The organism is Micromonospora sp. LOL_024, assembly GCF_048060415.1.
GTDB lineage: Bacteria > Actinomycetota > Actinomycetes > Mycobacteriales > Micromonosporaceae > Micromonospora.
This window is the reverse complement of record NZ_JBHMIS010000003.1, coordinates 223,970-246,831: the sequence shown is the minus strand read 5'-3', so window position 1 is coordinate 246,831 and position 22,862 is coordinate 223,970. Positions and strand designations below refer to the sequence as shown.

The window sequence follows — 22,862 nt, the reverse complement described above, 5'->3', positions numbered from 1 at the left end:
AATCGACGACCCTGACATTGCCCAGGGAAGAAAAAGGGCCACCCGGACACTCCGGATGGCCCTCAAGAACGGACTTTCTACAACTGGCCGACGTCGATGATCCGGACGACGGCGGCGCCAGCCTCGTCGGAAGCGGCCAGATCGACCTCGGCGCTGATGCCCCAGTCGTGATCGCCGTCCGGGTCGTCGAGGATCTGCCGAACCGTCCACCGCTCCCGACCCTGCTCGATCATGAGCAGCGCGGGTCCGCGGGCGTCGGGCCCGGTGCCAATCCCGTCGTACGACTCGAAGTACGGCTCCAGCGCGTCCGCCCAGGCGTCGGCGTGCCAACCGCAGTCCGCGTCCAGGTCGCCGAGCGCGTGCCACTGCCGCAGCGCGGCCAACTCGACCCGGCGGAACAGGGCGTTGCGCACCAGCACCCGGAACGCCCGCGCGTTGCGGGTCACCGCCGCCGCATGATCCGCCAGCGCCGAGGCGACCTCAGGCAGGTCGGTCGGGTTACGCAGCCTCTCCCACTCGTCGATCAGGCTGGAGTCGACCTGCCGGACCAACTCGCCGAGCCACTCGATCAGGTCGACCAGCTCCTCGGTCTTGGCCTCGCCGGGCACCGTCTGCCGCAGCGTCTTGTAAGCGTCGGCGAGGTAGCGCAGCACCAGTCCCTCGGAGCGGGTCAGCGAGTAGAACTGCACATACTCGGTGAAGGTCATCGCCCGCTCGTACATGTCGCGTACCACGGATTTGGGAGAGAGCTGGTGGTCGGCCACCCACGGGTGCCCCTGCCGGTACATCTCGTAGGCGCTACCCAGCAGCTCGGCCAGCGGTTTGGGCCAGGTCACCTCGTCGAGCAGTTCGAGGCGCGCCTCGTACTCGATGCCCTCGGCCTTCATCGCGGCGACCGCCTCGCCACGGGCCTTGAACTGCTGCGCGGAGAGCACCTGACGTGGGTCGTCGAGGATCGACTCGATCACCGACAGCACGTCGAGGGCATACGACGGCGACGCGCTGTCCAACAGCTCGATGGTGGCCAGTGCCAGCGGCGACAGCGGCTGGTTGAGCGCGAAGTCGAGTTGGAGGTCGACGGTGAGCCGAACCCGTCGGCCGGTCTCGTCCGGCTCGGGCAGCTCCTCGACCACGCCGCCGGCCTTCAGGGCCCGGTAGATGGCGATGGCCCGACGGATGTGCCGACGCTGGGCGGCCCGCTCCTCGTGGTTGTCGGTGAGCAGGTGCCGCATCGCGTCGAACGCGTCGCCGGGGCGACCGATGACGTTGAGCAGCATGGAGTGGCTGACCTGGAAGCTGGAGGTCAACGGTTCCGGTTCGGCGTCGACCAGGCGGGTGAAGGTGGGCTCGCCCCAGCCGATGGAGCCCTCCGGCGGCTTCTTCTTGACCACCTTGCGGCGCTTCTTCGGGTCGTCGCCGGCCTTGGCGAGGGCCTTCACGTTCTCGATGACGTGTTCGGGGGCCTGCACCACGACCCGGCCCAGTGTGTCGAAGCCGGCCCGCCCGGCCCGGCCGGCGATCTGGTGGAACTCGCGGGCCTTGAGCAGCCGCGTCCGCACCCCGTCGTACTTGGACAGGCCGGTGAACAGCACAGTGCGGATCGGCACGTTGATGCCGACGCCGAGAGTGTCCGTACCGCAGATGACCTTGAGGAGTCCGGCCTGGGCGAGGGTCTCCACCAGCCGGCGGTACTTGGGCAACATGCCGGCGTGGTGCACGCCGATGCCGTGCCGGACCAGCCGGGACAGCGTCTTGCCGAAGCCGGAGGTGAACCGGAACCCACCGATCGCCTGCGCGATCATGTCCTTCTCGCCCCGGGTGCAGACGTTGACGCTCATCAGCGCCTGGGCGCGTTCCAGGGCGGCGGCCTGGGTGAAGTGCACGACGTACACCGGGGCCTGCCTGGTCTCCAGCAGCTCCTCCAGCGTCTCGTGCAGGGGCGTCATCGCGTACGAGAAGAGCAACGGGACCGGCCGCTCGGCCGAGCGGACGACGGCGGTCGGCCGGCCGGTACGCCGGGCCAGGTCGTCGACGAACCGGGTGGTGTCGCCCAGGGTGGCCGACATGAGGACGAACTGCGCCTGGGGCAGCTCGACCAGCGGCACCTGCCAGGCCCAGCCCCGGTCCGGTTCGGCGTAGAAGTGGAACTCGTCCATGACCACCTGGCCGACGTCGGCCCGGGTGCCCTCGCGGAGCGCCAGGTTGGCGAGGATCTCAGCGGTGCAGCAGATGATCGGGGCATCGGCGTTGACGCTCGCGTCGCCGGTGAGCATGCCGACGTTCTCGGCGCCGAAGACCTCGCAGAGCGCGAAGAACTTTTCCGACACCAGAGCCTTGATCGGCGCGGTGTAGAAGGTCGTCCGGTCCTCGGCCAGGGCGGCGAAGTGCGCGGCGATGGCGACCAGGCTCTTGCCCGAGCCGGTCGGCGTATTCATGATCACGTTCGCCCCGGAGACGATCTCGATGACCGCCTCCTCCTGGTGGGGATAGAGGTCGAGGCCGCGCCCGGACGCCCAACTGGCGAACGCGTCGTAGAGGGTGTCGGGGTCGGCGGACTTCGGCAGCGCGGCGGTGAGTGTCATGGCCGGTCCATGGTGCCCCGACCGTGGACCCCGACGCCAACCGGGCTCCGCCTGGCCGCTCGGTGCTGGTTGTTCGCTGGTTGTTGGGAGGGACCCTTCTGATACAACAGGCGTCAACCGGGGGTGCCCTTCCTCACCGTCGGAGGTAGATCAGGTCGGCGATCGGCCGGCCGACGGCCAGCGCCCGCCGCTCGAACCGGGTCACCGGCCGGTGAGCGGGCCGGGGCGCGTAGCCGTCGTGCGGGTTGACCAAACCCGGGTCGGCGTCCAGGGTGGCCCGCATCGACTCGGCGTACTCCGCCCAGTCGGTGGCGCAGTGCAGCGTGCCACCAACGGCCAGCCGGGAGCGCAGTCGCGCGACGTGGGCCGGCTGGATCAGCCGCCGCTTGTGGTGCCGGGACTTCGGCCACGGATCCGGGAAGAAGACGTGTACCGCGGCCACCGAGTCGGGCGGCAGCAGCTCGACCAGGTCCAACGCATCGCCTTCAGCGATCCGGACATTGCGCAGCTCATGCAGGTGGACCAGGTACAGCAGGTTCGCGATTCCTGGCGTGTGCACCTCGACCGCCAGATAATCTCGATCCGGGTCGGCGGCGGCCATCTCGACGGTCGTGTCGCCCATGCCGGAACCGATTTCGAGGACCAGCGGAGCCCGGCGGCCGAACAGGCCGGCGGGATCGAACGGGCCGGCGGAATCGAACGGGACGGCGTCGGCGACGCGCAGGCCGTAGACCGGCCAGAGCTGTTCCAACGCCGCCACCTGCCGGCCGCTCATCCGACCGCGACGCGGGTGGAAGGTGCGGATCGGCCGAGCCGCGTGCGGTGCGGCGACGTCGGTGATCGGGTCGGTGGGGGTCACAGCACACCGAGTTTACGCGAGCGCCGCGCCGGATCGGATGTGAGGTACGACCAGTGGTGAGACCGTCATCGGTGGAGGCGAGAACCGGGTGTCCGGCGGCATCCGGCGCCTGCCCCGGGGCGCCGGGAGGGGGCATCGTGTCAGTGGTCCGTACTCGTCCGGCACCTCCTGCCGCCTCGACCTTCGGCCCGCCGCTCGCCTTCGCGGCCGTCGCACCGCTGCTCGCGATCGCCCTGGCCGCCACTTCGCTGCTACCGGCGGCGGCGGTGGCGGCACCTCTGTCGCCACCCGTGGCGGCCGAAGCGGCGAGGCTGTCGCCGGCGGCACCCGTCCTGGCGGCCGTCGCGCCGACCGTCGCCGCACAGGCCGGTGCGCCCCAAGCCGCGCCGCAGCCGGGCCCGAGCGTGTTCGTGGAGGTCTCGCCGAGCATGGTGGAGCCGGGACACCTGGTCGGGCTCCGGGCGAGCTGCCACGACAACTCGGTGGGAGCCATCGTCGTCTCGGACGCGTTCGGCCGGGTAGCCGTGCAGCCGCAGCGCGGCCTGCTGACCGGGACGGCAATGGTCAAGGATCGGGTGCTGCCCGGGAACTACCGGGTCAAGCTGGAATGCCGGGGCGGCGAAACCGCATCCACAATGATGCAGGTGGTACGCCAGATGAAGCCCAGCCACCAGCCCTCGAACCCCAGCCGTGGGCCGGCGACCGGGTTCGGTGGCGGCGCAGACGGCGTACTCGCCGGACTACTGCTGCCCGGCGGGCTCGCGTTGACCGTCACCGGCATGGTCGTCTGGGTCGCGGCGGCGCGTCGCCGCGACAGTAGCCGGTGACGTGGCCATGACCGCCGCACGCGCACCCAGATCCGCGGGATCCGGTCGAGAAACCCGACCCACCGGCTCCGCACACCTACCCCGAGCCGCCGGCCGCGCACGGGCCGGCCGTCCTCCCGGCGCTCCGCCTCGTCCCGGGCCTCGCACCGACCACTTCGTGCCTCCTGTGGTCTCCCGCCCCGGTCCGCCCGGTGCCGCTGCCGGCACGGCACGGTCCGGCCGTGGCCCCTGGTCTCTGCCGCTCGCCGTGGTACTGGTCCTGGCCGGCGTCTTCGCCACCGGCGCCGGGCTTGGCCGCACGGCCGGAGGGCCGCTGGAATGGGCGGCCATCGGCGGCGCGCAGTCGTCGGCCGGCGGGCCCGCCATCGCCACGGTCGCCCGGCCGGTGAGCCTGTTCGTCCCGTCGATCGAGGTCTTGGCTCCGGTGCAGCCGGTCGGCGACGCTCCGGACGGTTCGATCGCCGTGCCGCCGTTAAGCCGTCATGAGGAGACCGGCTGGTACGACCGCGGGCCCGTGCCGGGGGAGCCCGGTCCGGCGGTCATCGTCGGGCACGTGGACACCAAGAGCGGCCCGTCGGTCTTCTACGATCTGGGCAAGCTGCGCGTCGGCGACACGGTCGAGGTTGCGCGGAAGGACGGCTCGGTGGCCGTATTCACTGTGGACTCGGTGGAGCACTTCGCGAAGGACCAACTGCCGGCGGACCGGGTCTACGGCCACGAAGGCCCGGCCAGCCTGCGGCTGATCACGTGCGGCGGCCAGTGGCTCGGTGGCGGCACCGGCTACGCCGACAACGTGATCGCCTTCGCCACCCTCACCTCCACCCGCGCTGCCTGACCGACCCGCGCCGACCCGCGCCGGGGTGCGGCGGGGCATCTCAAGGGACCTGCTGGACCACCTCGAACTCGAGGAGGCTCGCGCCGGAGGCGACCGGGGGGCGTTGCCCGGCGCCGGGCGGCGCGGCGTGGGCGGCACGGGCCGGGCCGGCGGCCCAGTCCTGGTACGCCTGTTCGGTCTCCCACCGGGTGTAGACGAAGTAGCGGCTCTCGCCCGCCACCGGCCGCAGCAACTCGAATCCGAGGAATCCGGGGGAGTTCTCCACGGCGCGGGCGCGGGCGGCGAACCGCTTCTCCAGTTCCTCGCCGGCACCGGGCGGGACATCGATCGCGTTGATCTTTACGACTGCCATGACCTCACCCTAGACCGCGAACATCTTGGCGCGCCTACGCCGCCCCTCCAGGGGCGGTTTCGGATCAGGATCCACGGGATGGTCAGGGTCAGAAGGCTTCGACTGCGGGGATCAGGTCGGTGTCGACCACGATCGGGGCATGGTCGGACGGCCCCTTGCCCTTGCGGGCATCCCGGTCCACGTATGCCGAGCGGACCGCGCGGGTCACCGCCGCCGAGGCGTACACCAGATCGATCCGCATGCCCTTGTTCTGGTGGAACATCCCCGCCCGGTAGTCCCAGTAGGTGTAGGGGTGCGGACCCTTCATCGGGGTGGGCACCACGTCGCTGAGACCGAGGTCGCGCAGCGCTGCCAGCGCCGCCCGCTCGGCCGGTGTGACGTGGGTCGAGTTCACGAACAGCGCCGGATCCCAGAGGTCGTCGTCGGTCGGGGCCACGTTGAAGTCGCCGCAGACCGCGAGCGCCGGACCGCCTGCCAGTTCGGCGTCCAGCGCGTCCCGCAGCGCCGCCAGCCAGGACAGCTTGTACGCGTAGTGCGGGTCGTCGGGCGTCCGACCGTTCGGCACGTACACCGACCAGACCCGCAGCCCGTCGCAGGTGGCCGCGATCGCCCGGGCCTCCGGCTCGGGGAACCCGGGTTCGCCGGGGAACCCGACCGCGACGTCGGCCAGGCCGACCCGGGACAGGATGGCAACCCCGTTCCACCGGCCGTCACTGTGGCTGGCCACGGTGTAACCGAGCTCGCCCACCTCGGCGACCGGGAAGGCGCCGTCGGGGCACTTGGTCTCCTGCAGGCAGACCACGTCGGGCCCGGTGCCGGCCAGCCAGTCGAGCAGCCGGGGCAGGCGGGCCCTGACCGAATTGACGTTCCAGGTCGCCAGGCGCATGGTCTCAGCCTGCCGCATAATCGGCCGGCTCGCGCGGCCGGCTCGCCCCGAACGGTGATAACAAGGGACCCCTGCTATGCGTCAGGCGATAACAGGGGCCCCGTCTCTACCCCTCTAGCTGTCGTTGTTCGGACGGGTCTGCTCGGCCAGGAACCGTTCCAGCTCGGCGCCGAGTTCCTCGGCCGTCGGCAGCGGGCCGTTCTCCGCGGCGAGCAGGTTCTTTCCGCCCTGGCCGCGCGAGTAAGCGTCGTACTGCTCCTCCAGAGCCTGGACCAGGCCGCTGGCCTCGTCGCTCTGGGCGACCTGGCGGTCGATCTCCACCCGGACCGCCTCGGCGGCCGAGCGCAGCCCGTCGCGGGGCAGCAGCAGGCCGGTGCTGCGGGACACGGAGGCCAGCAGCACCTCTGCGGCGGCCGGGTACTCGGCCTGCGCCACGTAGTGCGGCACGTGTGCGGCGAAGCCGAGCGCGTCCCGGCCGGCCTCGCCGAGGCGGAACTCCAGCAGGTGTCCCACGCTGCCGGGAACCTGGACCCGTTGCAGCCACGGCTCGTAGCCGGCGATCAGGTCCCGCCGGGTGGCGTGCGCGGTCACGCCGGTCGGCCGGGTGTGCGGCACCGCCATCGGGATCGCGTTGAGCCCGACGGTGAGCCGGACGTCCAGCCGGGCCGCCAGCCCGGCGACGGCGGCCGTGAACCGTTCCCACTGCAAATCGGGCTCGGGCCCGGTGAGCAGGAGGAAGGGGGTCTCGTCGTCGTCGTGGAGCAGGCGCAGCTCCAGCTCAGGTGCCTCGTAGCTCTCCCAGTGGTCCTCCACGAAGGTCATCACCGGGCGGCGGGAGCGGTAGTCGAAGATCTGATCCAGGTCGAATCGGGCGATCGGACGGGACTCCAGCGATGTGAGCAGCTGTTCGCGGGCGAGCCGGCCGGCGTTGCCGGCGTCGACAAAACCGGTGAGCGCCTGAATCAGGACCGGCTGACCGAGGTCGGGCAGATCGTCGGTGAGCTCGTAGAGCTCGTGTGGGTCGAGCACCGGTGCGGCCTCCCTGGATGTGCGTAACGGGTCGTCGGGTTGACGACGTCCCGATCGCCAGAACGTACCCGCCATCCTGGTGCATTCCTGCCGGGCCTGGCCGCCCGGCCCGGCATCGACGGGTGACCGTCCGCCGGAACGGCGTAGCCGCGACGGGGTACACAGGGGTGGGCGCCACCGAAAGGAGAGGCGATGAGCGATCCGGTTCCCGCCGACGGTCAACCCGTCACCGCGCCCTCCTCGCGGTCCACCGCAGAAGGTGCACAAGGTCGCCGAGAGCGCCCGGGTGGCGCTGGGGGTGGCTGCCGGGCGCCAGCGGGCCTGCGCGTTGTTCGGCGGTGATGGGCACTCCGCGCCGCTCGGCCGAGTGATGCTGCGGCTCGGCCTGCGCCTCGCGCAGATGGCCGGGGTACGCGCGGCGAAACGGATCGTAGCCAAGGTGGTGCCCGGCGCGGCGATCATCCTCGGCACCTGGGCGAACTCCTCGGCCACCAAGGATCTTGCTGAGCGCTCCCGGATGCTCTATCGCCAGCACCGTGGCCCCCGGGTCCCGCAGCCGCGCCGCCCTGCGGACGAGGCGGGTGGTCAGTCGGCGTAGCCGGCGGACCGCCAGGTCACCTCCGCCAGGCGGGACAGGCCGGCAGTATTCGGGTGAAAATAGTCCAGCGCGTTGACCAGGTCCAGGTCGAATCGGATCCGGTGGGTGGCACCGCCGTCGTGGCGGCACCGGGAGCCGTACGCCCGGCAGGCCGCCGCCAGTTGCCTGTTGTACGCGGCGACCCGTTCCCGGAACGCCGCCCGGCGGGTCCGGTCGGCCGGTGCCGTCGAGGTCGCCTCGGCCAGCAGGGCCGGGCACACGCCGCGTCGCCAGGCCCGGACGGCCCGTGACTCGTCGTGCCCGACCTCCCACAGCCGGTACAGGTCCGGGAGGCTGACCACCAGGACCCGGGCCTTCGGGCGGCCCTCACGCAGCACCCGCAGCCCACGGTCCACCCCGGCCCGGAAATCGTCCACCGGCGTCATCGCGTCGATGGTGCCCCGGCAGGCGTCGTTGGCCCCGATCAGGATGGTCACGTAGTCGGCGCGGTCGCGTACCGCCGCCTCCGCCTGGCCGGCGAGCGCCGCGGCGCGGGCACCCGGTCGGGCGTGGTTGTGCGCCTTGCCGCGCAGCCCCGGGTCGCGGTCGAGTAGCCGCCGGTAGTGGCTGTCGACCCGGAGCCCGCCCCCCGTCGACCAGGAGTTGCGCTCGCAGGAGGTCAGGACCAGGCAGGACCCGAACCCGGTGGTGATCGAGTCGCCGAGCGCCGCGACCACCTTCGGCGACCCGGGCGGGGGAGTGCCCCCCGGCGGTCGGGGCGCGGCGTCCCCGCCCGCCTCGCAGGCCAACGCGACGAGCGCGAGCAGGCTGACGGCGGCGGTGGTCCAGCGTCCAGGCATCACTTTCCCCAGCCTCACAGCGCAGAGCGACAGCATGGTGACTCTACGGGTGGTGCGGTGGCTCGACACGCGCTGTTGTCGGGGATGCGGCACTGAGGGGGGCGTGCGCCGGTCAGCGTGGTATGCGCCAGGGTGCCCGCAGCCCGTGCAGCCACCAGTGCAGCGCCCGGGTGATCCAGGGCAGCACCAGGTAGGTCATCAGCGGGGTCAGGGTGAGTGTCATGACCAGCACCCGCGCCGCGGTCGGCAGGCCCGGCAGAAGGTGACCCGTCAGCAGGGTGGCGGTGAGGCTGAGCGGGAAGAACGCCAACCAGATCGTCACCGCCTGCTTCCACCGCGGCGGCGACGGGGGTACGGTCGGCGCCACGTCCAGCCGCTCGGCGGTGAGCGCGAGCGGAGCGCCGGTTCTGCGAGCCCCGCTGTCATGGACGGAGGTCGGTTCGGTGATCGCCTCCCGGGGCGGGTCGAACCAGCCCTCTACGCCGGTCCGGCGCTCGACCCGGGTGTGCTGGACGATGCCCTGCGCCGAGGTCAGCCACCAGCGCCGCTGCGGCGACTCCTCCCAGCGGCGCAGCATGTCCTGATCCGCGAAGCGGTAGAGCATGTGCCACTCGCCGGATCCCGGCGCGCTGCGTACCCAGCCCGCACCGAGGAAACCCGGAAACGCCTCGGCCAGCGCGGTGCCGGCCCGCATCCACGCCACCATCTCGTCGGTGCGGGCGGGGTCGGTGCGTCGGGCGACGGCGACGGTCACCGGCGCGGGAGTACAGACGGTCATGTCTGCCATGTTCCCCGCCAGTGGGCGGAAAGGCAGGCTCACCGCCGGCCGGTGTAACGCAACCCACCACCGGCGACACGTCACCTCACCGGCTGTTGGCCGCGGCGGTGACGGTTAGCTGCGGTAGGGCCGGGTAGGTGAGGGTGATGACGAGATCACAGCCCCGGCGTGCCCGCGGCACGGTCGGTCACGCGTACAGCGCGTTGAACCTCCGGTTCGTGCTGGCCAGCTTCGGGCTCGTCACCATGACCGCCTTCGCGGTGCTGGCGTTCCGTGCCGACCTGGCCTGGTTGGGTGTCGTCTGTGCCGTCTTCGCGGTGGTTGCCGTCGTCGACCTGATCGTCATCCAACGCCGCCGTGCCGCCCGCCGCCGGGAGGAGCCCGGCGCACGGCACTCGCTCTTCGAGTGACGGGAGTAGCCCTGATGACCATCGCCACCACCAACCCCGTGACCGGCCAGGTGCTCAAGACGTACGAGGCGATGTCCGACGAGCAGCTCGACGACGCGATCGAACGGACCGACCTGGCGTACCGGCAACTCTGCGGCACCACGCTCGAACAGCGGGGGTGGTGGATGAACACGGTGGCCGACCTGCTGGAGGCGGAGCGGGACGAGATCGCCCGGCTGATGACCACCGAAATGGGCAAGACGCTGGCCGCCGCGAAGGCCGAGGTGACCAAGTGCGCGGCGGCCTGCCGCTTCTACGCCGAGCGGGCCGCCGAGTTCCTCGCCGACGAACCCGCCGACGCCCGGGCCGTCTCCGCCACCCGGGCGTTCGTCCGCTACCAGCCGATCGGGCCGGTTCTGGCGGTGATGCCGTGGAACTTTCCGCTCTGGCAGGTCATGCGCTTCGCGGCGCCGGCACTGATGGCAGGCAACACCGGGCTACTCAAGCACGCCTCCAGCGTGCCGCAGACCGCGTTGCTGCTGGAGGACGTGTTCCGCCGTGCGGGCTTCCCCGAGGGCGCCTTCACCACCCTGCTGGTCGGCGCCGACGCCGTGGACCGGATCCTGAGTGACACCCGGGTCCGGGCCGCCACCCTGACCGGCAGCGAGGCCGCCGGCCGGTCGATCGCCCAGATCGCGGGCCGGGAGCTGAAGAAGACCGTGTTGGAGCTGGGTGGCAGCGACCCCTTCGTGGTGATGCCCTCGGCCGACGTCGAACTGGCCGCCGAGGTGGCCACCACGGCCCGCTGCCAGAACAACGGCCAGTCCTGCATCGCGGCCAAACGCTTCATTGTGCACACCGACGTGTACGACGTCTTCGCCGAGGCGTTCGCGCATCGGATGTCCGCGCTGCGGGTGGGCGACCCGATGGACGACGACACCGATGTCGGTCCGCTGGCCAGCGAAGGGGGCCGCGACGAGGTCGACGCGCAGGTGCGAGATGCCGTCGACAAGGGAGCTTCGGTGCTCTGCGGCGGCGAGAAGCCCGGCGGCGCGGGCTGGTTTTACCCACCGACGGTGGTGGCAGACCTAAACCCGGGGATGCGGATGTGGGCCGAGGAGGTGTTCGGGCCGGTCGCCGGTCTGTACCGGGTGTCGTCGTACGACGACGCGATCGAGCTCGCCAATGGCACCGCGTTCGGCCTCGGCTCGAACGCGTGGACCCGGGATCCGCAGGAGCAGGAGCGCTTCGCCACCGACCTGGAGGCGGGAGCCGTCTTCATCAACGGCATCACCACCTCCTATCCCCAGTTGCCTTTCGGCGGGGTGAAGAAATCCGGCTACGGGCGTGAGCTTTCGGCCCAGGGAATGCGCGAGTTCTGCAACGTCAAGACCGTCTGGATGGGTGTGGGCACGGCCCCGGCCGGCGCCGGCGTGCATTCCGAGTAGGCAAGCCCTGACCCTGCATAGGGCGGCGCCCGGTTGGGTAGGGAGTGGCGGCATGACGGTGATCGGTTTCCACGCTTCCCACGAGCAGATCCATCCACGTGATCTGCTGGCAGCGGTGATCCACGCGGAGAGCGTCGGCTTTGACGCCGCGATGTGCTCCGACCACTTCGCGCCGTGGAGCGAGCGCCAGGGGCACTCCGGGTTCGCCTGGTCCTGGCTCGGATCGGCGTTGCAGGCCACCGGGCTGTCGTTCGGTGTGGTCAACGCGCCCGGGCAGCGCTACCACCCGGCGATCATCGCGCAGGCCATCGGCACCCTGGGTGCGATGTACCCGGGCCGGTTCTGGGCGGCCCTGGGCTCCGGTGAGGCCGCCAACGAGCACGTCACCGGCGACGTCTGGCCGCGCAAGGACGTACGCAACGCCCGGCTGCGTGAGTGTGTCGACGTCATCCGCGCCCTGCTGGCGGGCGAGGAGGTCAGCCACGACGGCCTGATCCGGGTCGACCGGGCCAGACTGTGGAGCCGTCCGGAGCAGCCACCAGCCCTGGTCGGTGCGGCGGTCAGCGTCGCCACGGCCCGCTGGTGCGCCGAGTGGGCGGACGGGCTGATCACGGTCAACGCGACGCCGGATCACCTGCGCCGGATGATCGAGGCGTACCGGGAGGCCGGAGGCAGGGGGCCGGTGCACCTTCAGGTACACCTGAGCTGGTCGCCCGTTCAGGCCGAGGCCGAGGCGATCGCCTACGACCAGTGGCGCAGCAACGTCTTCGCGCCGCCGGTCTGCTGGGACCTGACGACGCCCGAGCACTTCGACGCGGTCGCCGCCGAGGTGCCGATGACCCGGCTCGCCGAGGTGGTCAACATCTCCGCCGATCTGGGCCGGCACCTGGGCTGGCTCGAGGAGTACGTCGACCTCGGCTTCGACCAGATCGCGCTGCACCACGTCGGGCAGGAGCAACGGCCGTTCCTGGACGCGTTCGGTGAGCAGGTGCTGCCCAAGCTGCGCGGCTCGGCCGGCTGACCGGTCGGCGGTGCAGGGCAGCGGCGGGCGAGCACTGACCCGGCCAGGGTCGGCGACCGTCTACGGTTCGGTGGCGGTGAGGGTGGATCCCGTCCGGCTGCGGTCCACCGCCCACCGCACCGTCGTTTCTCTGATCACCTCATTCGGGATGGGGCCGGGTGGGGTGCCGGTCGCCGACGGCACCCCACCCGGGGCTCAGGACGCGGCGCAGGGGGCGCCGTTGACGGTGACCAGGTGAGGTGAGGGGGTGGCGCCGCCGGCGGTGGTGGCGTTGAAACCGAACATCACCGAGCCACCCGGGCTGATCCGCGAGTTGTACGACTCGCTCTTCGCGGTCACCGTGGCCCCGGACTGCGTCACGTTCGCCATCCACGCCTCGCGTACCTTGGCGTCCCCAGTGAAGGCGAACCGGGCGGTCCAACCGTTCACCGTGGCGGTGCCCGTGTTGCGGATGTTCACCTGGGCGGTGAAGCCGGTGCCGCCCTGCCACGGGCCGTAGTTGGTGTACGACACCGTGCAGGTGGGCGCCGGCACCGCGGCGGAATCGCCCTGGTCGGCCAGGAACGAGGCGATCCAGGCCAGCGCCGAGTTCCAGTTGATGGCCACCTCGTTGGTCGAGTACGAGGCGATGTCGTCGACGAAGCAGAACATCGGCGCGCAGCCCTTGAGCAACTGCTCGACGAACGGATCCTGCAGGGCCGCGTTCGGTCCGCCGGCGATCGAGCCGGACGGCGGCTTCGGCATGCTCGGGTCGAGCTGGTGGCCGAAGATGCGGCTGTGCTGGTTCTCCGCCGCGTGCTCGCCCCACCCGGTCACGTACGAGATGTTCAGCGCGTTACGGCCGAGGATGTAGTCCATGGCCTGCACCGCGCCGTCGCGGTACTTCTCCGCGCCGGTAAGGTCGAAGGCGGTGGCCAGCACGATCGCGTTGTTGATGACGTTGCTGTTGCCACCCCAGAAGTAGCTGTTCGCGTCGCCGGGCATGGGCAGCCCGTAGGCCTGCTGGCGGATCTCGGCGAGGTGGCTGTCGGCGGCGGCGGTTACCGACGCGCGGATCCGGGTCAGCTCGGCGGTCGTCAGCCCGCTGGGCACGGTCGCCAGGTCGAGGCGGCCCAGTGCGGCCACGCTCTGCCAGCCGAAGCCACGGGCGTCGAAGACGTCACCGGTGTGGTGCGGCGAGGCGGTCAGGTCGCTCAGGTAGGTGCCCTCGCCGGTGGTCAGGTACAGCTCGGAGGCCGCCCAGTAGAACTCGTCGGTGACGTTGGTGTCGTCGTACGGGCCGCCGCCGTTGCCGGTCGGACTGGCGTACCGGGCGGGGTTGGCCTTGGCCGCCGCGTAGGCGGTTTTCGCCGCGTTGCTGCAGCGCCGGGCGAACTCCGTGTCGTACGGGGCGAACAGCCGGGCGCACTGAGCGGCGACGGCGGCCAGGTTCAGGGTGGCCGCGGTGGACGGCGGGTGCAGCTCGCGCGGCTCGTCGTCGTCCTCGGGCTGCAGCGGCAGGCCGGTCCAGTTCCGGTCGTGGATCTTGTGGTGGGCCATTCCGGCCAGCGGGTTGCCGGCCGGCACCTGCATCCGCATCAGGAAATCCAGCTCCCAGCGGGCCTCGTCGAGGACGTCCGGCACCCCGTTGTCCCGCTCGGGCAGCCGCAGGGTGTCGTCGCCGAGGTCGGCTCCGAATCCGGCCGTGGCGGCGTTCTTGGTCCGCTCGAAGGTGCTCAGCAGCTGGTAGGTGGCGATTCCGCCGTTGACCACGTACTTGCCGTGGTCGCCGGCGTCGTACCAGCCGCCACGCACGTCGAGGCGGTAGTCGCAGGCACCGGCGGCACAGGGCACGTCGGTGTCGCCCTGGTTCGGGGCGACACCCAGGTGCCCGGCGGGGCGGGCGTACTCCTCGCCGACCAGGTCACCGTCGATGGTGATGCCGCTGCGCTGGATGTAGAAGAACTGCAGCGCGTCCGACCGCAGCTGGTCGTAGAGCGTGCCGGAGATGTCGAAGGGGTGACTGACCTCGTCGTCCACGGCCAGGGTCAGGCCCTGCCCCGGCGTGCGGTACGACGAGAAGTCCACCGAGTGCACGTTCTGCGCCGAGGCCGGGTCGACCCCACGGACAGTGGTGGTGCCGCTGTCCAGCACGGCACCGGAGGCGGCGTGCAACTTCCAGGAAAGCGCCTCGGTCGCCTCGGTGACCACCGTGGCGTTCTTCGGCCCGCCCGGCAGGTAGCCGACCTGGTTCACCCGGACCCTGGGGCCGGTGTCCGGCACGTACGGTTCGGGCGGGTTGCCGCCACGCAGCGAGACGTTGTCCAGGCAGATGGTCTGTGCCACGGCGCTGCCGCCGACCTGGAAGATCAGCTGGGCGCGTTCGTCGTCGTCCGGGGCGACGAAGGTGCGCTCCACGCGCTGCTGGGTCGGCGTCGCGGCGGCGGTGACCGAGTAGTAGCCGGTGTAGGGCTCGCTGCCGAGTTGCAGCACGGCGGCGACCGTGTTGCCGGGTGTGGCGGTGACGTCGAAGCCGAGGGTGTACTCGGCGCCGGCGATCAGCGGCACCGCGTCGTGGCCGATGCCGGCGTCCCAGGGGTTGGCCAGGCCGCCGGCCACGGCGGCGCAGAGTTGGCCGTCGACCACGTCCAGCGAGTTGGTGCCGTAGGAGAACCAGGGCGACGAGCCGTCGCTGAAGTCACCGTTGCGGATCTGTTCGGGTGCGTCGGCGGGTGGATCGGCGAAGGCGGTGCCGGCACTAACGCCGACCAGCGCCACGGCGGTCGCTGCGGCGAGCACCGCGAGACGACGTCGGGATGGCGTCACGGGGAAATTTCCTTCCGACGAGCGGGACGGAACACGCGAGGTGGGGGTGGTGAAGCTGGGAGCGCTCCCAGGTATCGGGCATGTTTCCAGGGTGGCCAGGCCATGTCAATCGATCTCACCCGATGGGCTCTGGGTCGCCGGGTAGTGAGATTCGCCGCGCCACGCCGGGTGGTCCCGATCTCCTAGAGACAACGGAGCCCTTCTCCTGGCAGGCTGCGTGCCATGACCCTGAAGCTTCGTTCCGCCGGGACGAGCGACCGTGGGCTGATCCGCAGCGGCAACCAGGACGCGCTGCACGCCGGCAGTTGGCTGGTCGCGGTCGCAGACGGCATGGGCGGCATGGCCGCGGGCGACCTGGCGAGCGCCATAGCCATCGAGGCGGTGGCGCCGCTGGACGTGGCGACCCCCGAGGACGCCTTGGTCGCCGCGTTGCAGGACGGTATCGAGCTAACCACCGACCGGATCCGCCAGGCGGTCGCCGAGGACCCGCAGCGGCAGGGAATGGGTACCACGCTGACCGCGCTGCTGTTCGCGCGTACCGGAAGCTGCCTGGCGTTGGCCCACGTGGGAGACTCCCGGGCCTACCTGTTCCGCGAGGGTGTGCTCAAGCAGATCACCCGGGACGACACCTTCGTGCAGATGCTTGTCGACCAAGGGTTGATCACCCCGGACCAGGCCGGCAGTCACCCCCGCCGGGCCGTGGTCACCCAGGCGTTGCAGGGCGACGAGGTCTCTCCGACGTACGCGACGATGGTGCCCCGGGCCGGCGACCGCTGGCTGCTGTGCAGCGACGGGCTGTCCAACGTCGTGCGGGCCGACACCCTGGCCGAGGTGCTGGCCGGCCACCCGGACCGCGAGGCGTGCAGCCGAGCGCTCATCGACCTCGCGCTGCGGGCCGGTGGCCCGGACAACATCACGGTGGTCGTCGCGGACGTGACCGACGAGCCGTGATACCTCAGCGCCGCTGCCCGGCGCGTCGGGTCGGTGTGGCCGTGGCCGGGTCCTCCGGCCAGGGATGGCGCGGATACCGGCCGCGCAGCTCGGCCCGCACCTGCCGATAGGCCGATCGCCAGAACGACGCCAGGTCCGCGGTGACCGCCACCGGGCGACCGGCGGGGGAGAGCAGGTGCAGCAGCACCGGAACCCGACCGCCGCCCACCCGGGGTGCGTCCGGCCAGCCGAACGTCTCCTGGAGCCGGACCGCGAGCACCGGCGCCGCCGGGTCGGCGTAGTCCACCCGAATCCGCGAGCCGCTGGGCACCGCGATCCGCTCTGGAGCCAGCTCGTCCAGCCTCCCGGCCAGCGACCACGGCACCAGCCGGCGCAGCGCACCGACCACGTCGACGCGGGCCAGGTCGGCCCGGCGGCGGGCGCCGGCCAGCTCCGGCCCGAGCCACTGGGGCGCGTCGGCCAGCAGCGCCTCGTCGGACACGTCGGGCCAGTCCGCGCCGAGCACATGCCGGCAGAACGCCAGCCGCTCGCGCAGCGTCCGCGCCCCCGGCGTCCAGGTCAGCAGATCGAGTCCGGCGCTGCGCAGCCCGGTCAGCAGGGCCGCACCCACCTCGCCCCGGTCGGGTCGGGTCAGCGGGCGCTCGACCAGCTCGATCGCGCCGAGCCGGACCACCTCCCGGGCCACCACGTCCGTACCCGACCAGCCGACCTCCCGCTCGGTACGCAACAGCGAGGTGCCCGCCTCGCGGGCGGTCGTCTCGTCCAGGACGGCGGCGAGCCGGATCCGGGCGGCCGGTGCGCCGGGGGAGCGGTCGGCCACCGCCACGGCCAACCAGTCGACGCCGGCCAGGCCCGAGCCCGCCGGTAGCTCCGCGGCGGTTCCACCGGCCATCAGGTACGCCGAACCGCCGGGCCGGCGCAGCCGAGCCACCCGTTCCGGGTAGGCCAGCCCGACCAGCAGCCCGGCGGCGAGGTCGTCGGGCAACCGGGCCGCCGCGCCGCTGGCCGGCTGATCCCTGACTGCGCCCGGTAGGGCGGCGCGCAGTCGGCGGACCTCGGTGCGCCAGCGTGCCGTAGCGCCAGGGTCGGTCGCGGCGCGCAGCCGGCGCCAGACGGCGGCGAGATCGTCGCCGGACCCGGCTACGTTCTGCTCGGCGAGTATCGCCACCACCTCGGCCGCGCGGTCCGCACCCACGCGGGCGGCACCGTCGAGCAGGGCCCGCGCGAGCCGGGGATGGGCTCCGATGGCGACGATGGCCCGACCCCGTCCCGTGATCCGGCCGTCGGGGCCGAGCGCACCGAGGGCGTTCAGCGTCTCCGTGGCCACCGCCATGGCCGCCGGCGGCGGCGGGTCGGGCAGCGCCAGCCCGCGGCCGTCGGGAGCACCCCAGGCGGCCAACTCCAGGGCGAAGCCGGTCAGGTCGGCGGCGGCGATCTCCGGCTCCGGCTGTGCCGGCAGCCGCTGGTGTGCCGCCTGTGGCCAACAGCGGTAGACGTGGCCCGGTGCCTCCCGGCCGGCCCGGCCGGCCCGTTGGGTGGCCGCCGCCCGGGAGACCGGCACGGTGACCAGCGCGCCCAGCCCTCGGGCCAGGTCCAGCCGGGCCACCCGGGACAGGCCGGCGTCCACCACCGTGCGTACGCCCGGCACGGTCAGGCTGCTCTCCGCCACCGCCGTCGCCAGCACCACCCGCCGCCGCCGACCGGCCCGCAGGGCGGCATCCTGCTCGGCTGCGGTCTGGCGGCCGTGCAACCGCAGCACGTCGACGCTGTCGCGCAGCCCGGCCAGCCGCCCGGCGACGGCACCGATCTCGCCCACTCCCGGCAGGAAGACGAGCAGGTCGCCGCCCTGCTCGTCCAACGCCCGTCGGACGGTCGCGGCGACGTGGTCGAGCAGCACCCGATCCACCGGTCCCGCGCCCGGTGGCGGCACCGGCCGGGGCGGTGGCACCCAGATCCGGGTCACCGGGTGCAGCGCCGCCGAGGCCCGCACCACCGGCGCGGGCGCCGTGCTGCCGATCAGGGCGGCGAAGCGGTCCGCCTCCGGTGTCGCGGACATGGCCAGCAGCCACAGATCGGGCCGGAGTGCGACCCGGCACTCCACTGTGAAGGCGAGCGCCAGATCGGCGTCGAGCTGCCGCTCGTGGATCTCGTCGAGCAGGACCGCGCCGACCCCGGCCAGCTCGGGGTCGTGGTGCAGCCGGCGGACCAGCAGCCCGGTGGTGACCACCTCGACCCGGGTACGCGGGCCGACTCGCCGCTCGCCGCGCACCGCGTAGCCGACCCGATCGCCAACCTGCTCGCCGAGGAGGGCCGCCATCCGTCGGGCGGCGGCGCGCGCGGCGACCCGGCGGGGCTGGGCGACGACCACCCGCCCCGGCACCGCGTCGGCCACGGCGAGCGGTGCCAGGGTGGTCTTGCCGGTGCCCGGCGGGGCGACGAGGACCGCGGCGCCCGCCGAACGCAACGCCGTCACCATCGCCGGCAGCGCCGGCCGGACCGGTAGGTCGAGAGCCACGTCGGAGAGCACGCCCCAGTCTCGCACCGACCCCGCCGGATCCAACCGGCACGCCCACGCCCTGTCGATCTAGGGCAGAACGTCGCGAGGTGATCTCCAGCGGTAGCGATAAGCCCTAGATCGACGGGGTGGCGGGCGGTGCTGGGGAGAGGGTGCGGAGGAAGGCGTGCCAGGCGTCGGGGGAGAAGGCCAGCACCGGGCCGGGCCGATTCTTTGTGTCCCGTACCGCTACCCGACCGTCGACGGTGGCGACCTCGACGCAGTTGCCGTTGCCCACACTGCGTGAACTGGTGCGCCACTTCGCCCTGGACAGGTCGAGCGCGGTCATCGCGGTCCCTTCGTCGATACCGACAGTGACCGCGTCGAAGCGGTCACGTAAAGTAGCGAGAAGCTTCTTTCAAGCGGATCAGGGATGCCGCCGGATCGAGCGCGAGACGGCGCAGCCTCTCGTGCACAAGCCTATACGAGCGCACCTGAGCGACCTCCTCCAGTGCCATGCCCATCGAGAGATTCTCCAGGTAGACCACTGCTGCGTCGGCGGTGTCGGCGAAGGTGAGGAGCACGTACGGCGAATTCATCGCGGGGTGCCCGCCGGCTTCGAATGGAAGTACCTGAATGGTCACGTTGGGTAACTGAGCGATGGCTTCCAGGTGGGCTGCCTGGCCGGCCATGACGACCCGGCTGCTGACAGGGCGTAGCAATGCTGCCTCGTTCAACACGACCGACAGTTCGGCCGGGGAGTCGCCGTGCAGCACGTCCTGCCGCCGAAGCCGGGCGGCCACCTTGCGATCAAGGTTTTCCTCGCCGGCGGTGAGCCGGTAGACCTCCCGGGCGTACGCCTCGGTCTGGAGCAGGCCGGGCACCGCCTCGACCTCGTACGTGCGCAGGGTCGCCGCCTCGGCCTCCAGGCCGACGTAGAACTCGAACCACTCCGGCAGGACGTCGCTGTAGTGCTGCCACCAGCCGCGCTGCTGCGCGCCACGGGCGATCTCGATGAGCGCCTCGGCGTCTTTGCCGGTGACCTGGTAGAGCGCCAGCGCGGCACGAACGTCACGGGGCTTGATGCCGATCTGGGCGTTCTCGATGCGGGACAGGTTGCTTTTGGACATGTCCAGCTGCCGGGCGGCGACGTCCAGGGTCATGCTGGCGCGTTCGCGCAACTGGCGCAGTTCCCGGGCGATGCGGCGGCGGCGGACTGTGGGGCTCGCGGTCACCCTCCGAGTCTGTCATGGGAGAAGGCGCAGGTCGCATCACCACGGAGTGCAACTGCCGAAAACGGGAGTTGCATTGCGCCTGCGTCAGGTGCATCCTTGCCCGGGTCAACGATCACAGTGAAGGCCGGCCTGGGGGGACGTTTGCTCATCGCCGACGAGTTCTTCCTGATCGCCCACAACGACACCCGGGGCAAGGCGAAGCTGCATCCGGCCGCCGCCGGCATCGGTCTGGCTGCCGGCCTGCTCAGCGAGCTCGTCCTCTATGGACACATCACGATCGGCTCCGGTCAGGTCGGTGTGCTCGACCGTCGTCCGCCCGGCGACGCGCTGGCGCACACCGTGCTCGACCAGTTGATCGGCGAGACACAGCACCAGGCGGTGCGGACCTGGCTCAGCTTCCTCGCCCAGACCTCGATCACCTCGGTGGGTGAACGGCTGGCCCGCGCCGGTGTGCTCCGCAGGCAGGAGAGCCGCCGACTGTTGCGGACCATCGTCACCTACCAGCCGAACGACCTCAACGTTGCGGCCTGGCCGGCCACCCGCCTGCGGGCGCTGCTGGAGCGGGCGGACCCGCCCAGCGTGCCCGACGCGGTGCTGCTCGGACTGGTCACCGCCGCCGGGTTGACCCGCGAGGTGCTCTGGAGTGCCGGCCCTCGTGCCCACCACCGGCTCAACCTGATCATCCCGGCCCTGCCGGCCCCGTTGAAGGAACTCATCGCGCACACCGAGGCCGCCGTCGGCGCGGCCGTACTGCGTGGCATCCCCTGACCCCCGGTACCCTTCCCCTCCTGAACCGGAGCAGTCCATGTCTTCGACAGCGACACCCGACCGACCGAGCAACGTCTCCGACGCGCTGGCCCGCGGCCGGCTCGGCGTGCCCTCGGTGGTCTTCTTCGTCCTTTCTGCGGCGACGCCGCTGACCGTGGTGGCCGGTGTGGTCACGACCGGCTACGGGGTGATCGGGGTGCTCGGCATCCCGCTGGCGTTCCTGGCGGTGGCGGCGGTGCTGGCCCTTTTCTCCGTCGGCTACGTGGCGATGGCGCGCCGGATGGCCAACGCGGGGGCGTTCTACGCGTACGTCTCCCGTGGTCTGGGGCGGCCGGCCGGGGTGGGTACGGCCTGGGTCGCCCTGATCGCCTACAATGCGCTCCAGGTCGGGCTCTACGGCACCATCGGCGCGGCGGCCACCCCGGTGCTGGACCGGCTGTTCGGGATCGCGCCGCAGTGGTGGATCGTGGCGTTGGTGGCCTGGGCGCTGGTCGGGCTGCTCGGCCTGCTCCGGGTCGATATCAACGGCATGGTGCTGGCCGCGTTGCTCTGCGCCGAGATCGCCGTCATCCTGGTGTTCGACCTCGGTCAGCTCGGCAACCCGGCTGGCGGCGACGTCAGCTTCGCCGCGTTTTCGCCGGACAACTTCTTCGTTCCTGGGCTCGGCGCGGTGCTCGTGTTGGCGATTCTCGGTTTCGTCGGCTTCGAGGCGTCAGTGGTCTTCAGTGAGGAGAGCAGGGACCCGAAGCGCACCGTGCCGATGGCGACCTACCTTTCGGTGGCGATCATCGCGGTGGTCTACGCGCTCTCCTCATGGAGCATGACCGTGGCCGTCGGGCCGGACCGCATCGTCGAGGAGGCCGGCAGCCAGAGCATCGACCTGATCTTCAACCTGGCCGGCTCGCACCTGGGCGACACTGTCCTCGCCATCGGGCAGGCGCTCTTCGTGACCTCGGTGCTGGCCGCGATGATCTCGTTTCACAACACCACCGCGCGGTACGCCTTCGCGTTGGGCCGGGAGCGGGTGCTGCCGGCCGTGTTCGGGCGGACCTCGCCGTCAACCGGGGCGCCGCAGGCCGCCTCGCTGGCGCAGAGCGCGCTCGGTCTGTTCGTGATCCTGCTGTACGCGATCAACGGCTGGGATCCGGTCCTGCAGCTGTTCTTCTGGCTGGGAACCAGCGGCGGCTTCGGCGTGCTGCTGCTGATCGCGACCACCGCGGTGGCGGTGATCGTGTACTTCGCCCGCAGCGGCGAGCCGGAGACGCTGTGGCGGCGGCTGATCGCCCCGGGCATCGCCACGATCGCGCTGGCCGCGATCATCGTGCTGGCGGTGCAGAACTTCGCCGACCTGCTCGGGGTGGCGCCAGACTCGCCGCTGCGCTGGGCGATCCCGGCGGCCTACCCGGTGGCGGCGTTGCTCGGCGCACTCTGGGGCCTCACCATTCGGCACCGGCGCCCCGACACGTACGCCCGGATCGGGCTGGGTGCGGAGAGCGCGGCAGCGGTCGTGGTCGCACCGTCGGCGGCCACTGAGCCGGTGTCGGCGACCACGGAGGTGCGACGGTGATCCAGCTGACCGTCGGGCGGCTCGGGCCGGCCGACCTCCAGTGGGTCGCCGGACGGATCGCCGAGTCTTTCCTGGTGCTGGACGCGACCCGATGGCTGGTACCCGACGAGGCCGAGCGGGAGAACGCGCTGGCCGGGAACTTCGAGATCATCGTCGACCACGCGATCCGGCACGGCCATGTGTTCGGCACCGAGGACCGGGCCGGGGTGGCGGTCTGGCTGCCGTCGGTCGGTGAGCCGCTACCGCCGCCACTGGACTACGACGCTCGACTGGCTGCGGCGTGCGGGGAGTGGACGCCACGCTTCGTCCACCTCGACGAGTTGTTCGCCGCGAACCATCCGCACTCCGACCACCATCATCTGGCGCTGCTGGCGGTGCGGCCGGACCGTCAGGGGCGGGGCGTTGGTACGGCGCTGCTGCGCCACCATCACGCCTGGCTTGACGCCAATGGCGTGGCGGCGTACCTGGAGGCGAGCAGCGAGAGCAGCCGTGACCTGTACGCGCGGCACGGTTACCTGGTCGCTGAGCCGTTCCGGCTGCCCGACGGCACGCCGTTCTGGCCGATGTGGCGGGAACCGGCCGCCGGCTGAGGTGTACGC

The 22,862-nt window shown here is 71.7% G+C and carries 20 protein-coding genes and 1 pseudogene; 10 read left to right on the top strand and 11 right to left on the bottom strand.

Going from position 1 to position 22,862, the window contains the following annotated elements:
* Positions 1–77: 77 nt before the first annotated feature.
* Together ACFHWY_RS06840 and trmB are read right to left on the bottom strand one after the other, a co-directional pair.
* Entirely contained in the window at positions 78–2,582 is a 2,505-nt protein-coding gene (locus ACFHWY_RS06840; RefSeq protein WP_416579232.1) for a DEAD/DEAH box helicase, read from the bottom strand.
* Between the two features lie 133 nt (positions 2,583–2,715).
* Positions 2,716–3,357 (bottom strand): tRNA (guanosine(46)-N7)-methyltransferase TrmB, encoded by a 642-nt coding sequence (gene trmB, locus ACFHWY_RS06835; protein WP_416579300.1) that lies wholly within the window; start codon positions 3,355–3,357, stop codon positions 2,716–2,718.
* 227 nt (positions 3,358–3,584) lie between these two features.
* Between trmB and ACFHWY_RS06830 the strand changes: the two genes are divergently transcribed.
* Positions 3,585–4,268 (top strand): hypothetical protein, encoded by a 684-nt coding sequence (locus ACFHWY_RS06830; RefSeq protein ID WP_416579299.1) that lies wholly within the window; start codon positions 3,585–3,587, stop codon positions 4,266–4,268.
* A gap of 166 nt (positions 4,269–4,434) precedes the next feature.
* Positions 4,435–5,103, top strand: coding sequence for a class F sortase (locus ACFHWY_RS06825; protein WP_416579298.1), 669 nt, complete (start codon positions 4,435–4,437; stop codon positions 5,101–5,103).
* A 40-nt stretch (positions 5,104–5,143) separates the two neighbouring features.
* On the opposite strand, the gene ACFHWY_RS06820 is transcribed toward ACFHWY_RS06825, so the two are convergent.
* From ACFHWY_RS06820 to ACFHWY_RS06810, 3 genes are all read right to left on the bottom strand, one after another.
* Positions 5,144–5,455: an antibiotic biosynthesis monooxygenase family protein gene (locus tag ACFHWY_RS06820; RefSeq protein WP_416579231.1), complete on the bottom strand. Its 312-nt coding sequence runs from the start codon at positions 5,453–5,455 to the stop codon at positions 5,144–5,146.
* A gap of 88 nt (positions 5,456–5,543) precedes the next feature.
* Positions 5,544–6,341, bottom strand: a complete 798-nt coding sequence (locus tag ACFHWY_RS06815) for an exodeoxyribonuclease III (RefSeq protein ID WP_416579230.1) — start codon at positions 6,339–6,341, stop codon at positions 5,544–5,546.
* A 114-nt stretch (positions 6,342–6,455) separates the two neighbouring features.
* Positions 6,456–7,370, bottom strand: a complete 915-nt coding sequence (locus ACFHWY_RS06810) for a proteasome assembly chaperone family protein (protein ID WP_416579229.1) — start codon at positions 7,368–7,370, stop codon at positions 6,456–6,458.
* Positions 7,371–7,623: 253 nt separating this feature from the next.
* Between ACFHWY_RS06810 and ACFHWY_RS06805 the strand changes: the two are divergent.
* A pseudogene (locus ACFHWY_RS06805) lies at positions 7,624–7,968 on the top strand (hypothetical protein); the annotation flags it as partial.
* Here ACFHWY_RS06805 and ACFHWY_RS06800 read toward each other — a convergent pair.
* Positions 7,956–8,807 (bottom strand): GDSL-type esterase/lipase family protein, encoded by an 852-nt coding sequence (locus ACFHWY_RS06800; protein WP_416579228.1) that lies wholly within the window; start codon positions 8,805–8,807, stop codon positions 7,956–7,958. The pseudogene ACFHWY_RS06805 and the gene ACFHWY_RS06800 sit on opposite strands and share 13 nt — an antisense overlap.
* A 112-nt stretch (positions 8,808–8,919) precedes the next feature.
* Entirely contained in the window at positions 8,920–9,585 is a 666-nt protein-coding gene (locus ACFHWY_RS06795; RefSeq protein ID WP_416579227.1) for an antibiotic biosynthesis monooxygenase, read from the bottom strand.
* A gap of 146 nt (positions 9,586–9,731) precedes the next feature.
* On the opposite strand from ACFHWY_RS06795, the gene ACFHWY_RS06790 reads away from it, so the two are divergent.
* The 3 genes from ACFHWY_RS06790 to ACFHWY_RS06780 are packed head-to-tail and all read left to right on the top strand — an operon-like array spanning position 9,732 to position 12,443.
* Positions 9,732–9,995: a DUF6343 family protein gene (locus ACFHWY_RS06790; RefSeq protein WP_416579226.1), complete on the top strand. Its 264-nt coding sequence runs from the start codon at positions 9,732–9,734 to the stop codon at positions 9,993–9,995.
* Positions 9,996–10,009: 14 nt separating this feature from the next.
* Positions 10,010–11,422, top strand: coding sequence for an NADP-dependent succinic semialdehyde dehydrogenase (locus ACFHWY_RS06785; RefSeq protein ID WP_416579225.1), 1,413 nt, complete (start codon positions 10,010–10,012; stop codon positions 11,420–11,422).
* A 52-nt stretch (positions 11,423–11,474) separates the two neighbouring features.
* Complete coding sequence (locus ACFHWY_RS06780) at positions 11,475–12,443, top strand: TIGR03885 family FMN-dependent LLM class oxidoreductase (RefSeq protein WP_416579224.1); 969 nt, start codon at positions 11,475–11,477, stop codon at positions 12,441–12,443.
* 195 nt (positions 12,444–12,638) lie between these two features.
* Here the strand turns inward: ACFHWY_RS06780 and ACFHWY_RS06775 are convergent, their stop codons facing one another.
* Positions 12,639–15,248 carry a glycoside hydrolase family 9 protein gene (locus ACFHWY_RS06775; protein WP_416579223.1) on the bottom strand — a complete coding sequence of 870 codons (2,610 nt, stop codon included), beginning with the start codon at positions 15,246–15,248 and terminating at the stop codon, positions 12,639–12,641.
* Positions 15,249–15,470: 222 nt separating this feature from the next.
* Between ACFHWY_RS06775 and ACFHWY_RS06770 the strand changes: the two genes are divergently transcribed.
* Positions 15,471–16,199, top strand: coding sequence for a PP2C family protein-serine/threonine phosphatase (locus ACFHWY_RS06770; protein WP_416579222.1), 729 nt, complete (start codon positions 15,471–15,473; stop codon positions 16,197–16,199).
* 4 nt (positions 16,200–16,203) lie between these two features.
* On the opposite strand, the gene hrpB is transcribed toward ACFHWY_RS06770, so the two are convergent.
* The 3 genes from hrpB to ACFHWY_RS06755 form a co-directional block, all read right to left on the bottom strand.
* Positions 16,204–18,726, bottom strand: a complete 2,523-nt coding sequence (gene hrpB, locus ACFHWY_RS06765) for an ATP-dependent helicase HrpB (RefSeq protein WP_416579297.1) — start codon at positions 18,724–18,726, stop codon at positions 16,204–16,206.
* A gap of 103 nt (positions 18,727–18,829) precedes the next feature.
* Complete coding sequence (locus ACFHWY_RS06760) at positions 18,830–19,042, bottom strand: DUF397 domain-containing protein (protein WP_416579221.1); 213 nt, start codon at positions 19,040–19,042, stop codon at positions 18,830–18,832.
* A gap of 43 nt (positions 19,043–19,085) precedes the next feature.
* Positions 19,086–19,928: a helix-turn-helix domain-containing protein gene (locus ACFHWY_RS06755; protein WP_416579220.1), complete on the bottom strand. Its 843-nt coding sequence runs from the start codon at positions 19,926–19,928 to the stop codon at positions 19,086–19,088.
* A 141-nt stretch (positions 19,929–20,069) separates the two neighbouring features.
* Between ACFHWY_RS06755 and ACFHWY_RS06750 the strand changes: the two genes are divergently transcribed.
* The 3 genes from ACFHWY_RS06750 to ACFHWY_RS06740 are packed head-to-tail and all read left to right on the top strand — an operon-like array spanning position 20,070 to position 22,853.
* Positions 20,070–20,696: a GOLPH3/VPS74 family protein gene (locus ACFHWY_RS06750; RefSeq protein ID WP_416579296.1), complete on the top strand. Its 627-nt coding sequence runs from the start codon at positions 20,070–20,072 to the stop codon at positions 20,694–20,696.
* A 37-nt stretch (positions 20,697–20,733) separates the two neighbouring features.
* Positions 20,734–22,263: an APC family permease gene (locus tag ACFHWY_RS06745; RefSeq protein WP_416579219.1), complete on the top strand. Its 1,530-nt coding sequence runs from the start codon at positions 20,734–20,736 to the stop codon at positions 22,261–22,263.
* Positions 22,260–22,853, top strand: coding sequence for a GNAT family N-acetyltransferase (locus ACFHWY_RS06740; protein ID WP_416579218.1), 594 nt, complete (start codon positions 22,260–22,262; stop codon positions 22,851–22,853). Before ACFHWY_RS06745 ends, ACFHWY_RS06740 begins: the two co-directional genes overlap by 4 nt.
* Positions 22,854–22,862 lie beyond the last annotated feature (9 nt).

Bases quoted from the DNA above. Each gene is read 5' to 3' on its own strand.
- ACFHWY_RS06840 (WP_416579232.1), bottom strand. From the start codon at position 2,582: ATGACACTCACCGCCGCGCTGCCGAAGTCCGCCGACCCCGACACCCTC.
- trmB (WP_416579300.1), bottom strand. From the start codon at position 3,357: ATGAGCGGCCGGCAGGTGGCGGCGTTGGAACAGCTCTGGCCGGTCTAC.
- ACFHWY_RS06820 (WP_416579231.1), bottom strand. From the start codon at position 5,455: ATGGCAGTCGTAAAGATCAACGCGATCGATGTCCCGCCCGGTGCCGGC.
- ACFHWY_RS06815 (WP_416579230.1), bottom strand. From the start codon at position 6,341: ATGCGCCTGGCGACCTGGAACGTCAATTCGGTCAGGGCCCGCCTGCCC.
- ACFHWY_RS06800 (WP_416579228.1), bottom strand. From the start codon at position 8,807: ATGCCTGGACGCTGGACCACCGCCGCCGTCAGCCTGCTCGCGCTCGTC.
- ACFHWY_RS06795 (WP_416579227.1), bottom strand. From the start codon at position 9,585: ATGACCGTCTGTACTCCCGCGCCGGTGACCGTCGCCGTCGCCCGACGC.
- ACFHWY_RS06790 (WP_416579226.1), top strand. From the start codon at position 9,732: ATGACGAGATCACAGCCCCGGCGTGCCCGCGGCACGGTCGGTCACGCG.
- ACFHWY_RS06785 (WP_416579225.1), top strand. From the start codon at position 10,010: ATGACCATCGCCACCACCAACCCCGTGACCGGCCAGGTGCTCAAGACG.
- ACFHWY_RS06780 (WP_416579224.1), top strand. From the start codon at position 11,475: ATGACGGTGATCGGTTTCCACGCTTCCCACGAGCAGATCCATCCACGT.
- ACFHWY_RS06770 (WP_416579222.1), top strand. From the start codon at position 15,471: ATGACCCTGAAGCTTCGTTCCGCCGGGACGAGCGACCGTGGGCTGATC.
- ACFHWY_RS06760 (WP_416579221.1), bottom strand. From the start codon at position 19,042: ATGACCGCGCTCGACCTGTCCAGGGCGAAGTGGCGCACCAGTTCACGC.
- ACFHWY_RS06745 (WP_416579219.1), top strand. From the start codon at position 20,734: ATGTCTTCGACAGCGACACCCGACCGACCGAGCAACGTCTCCGACGCG.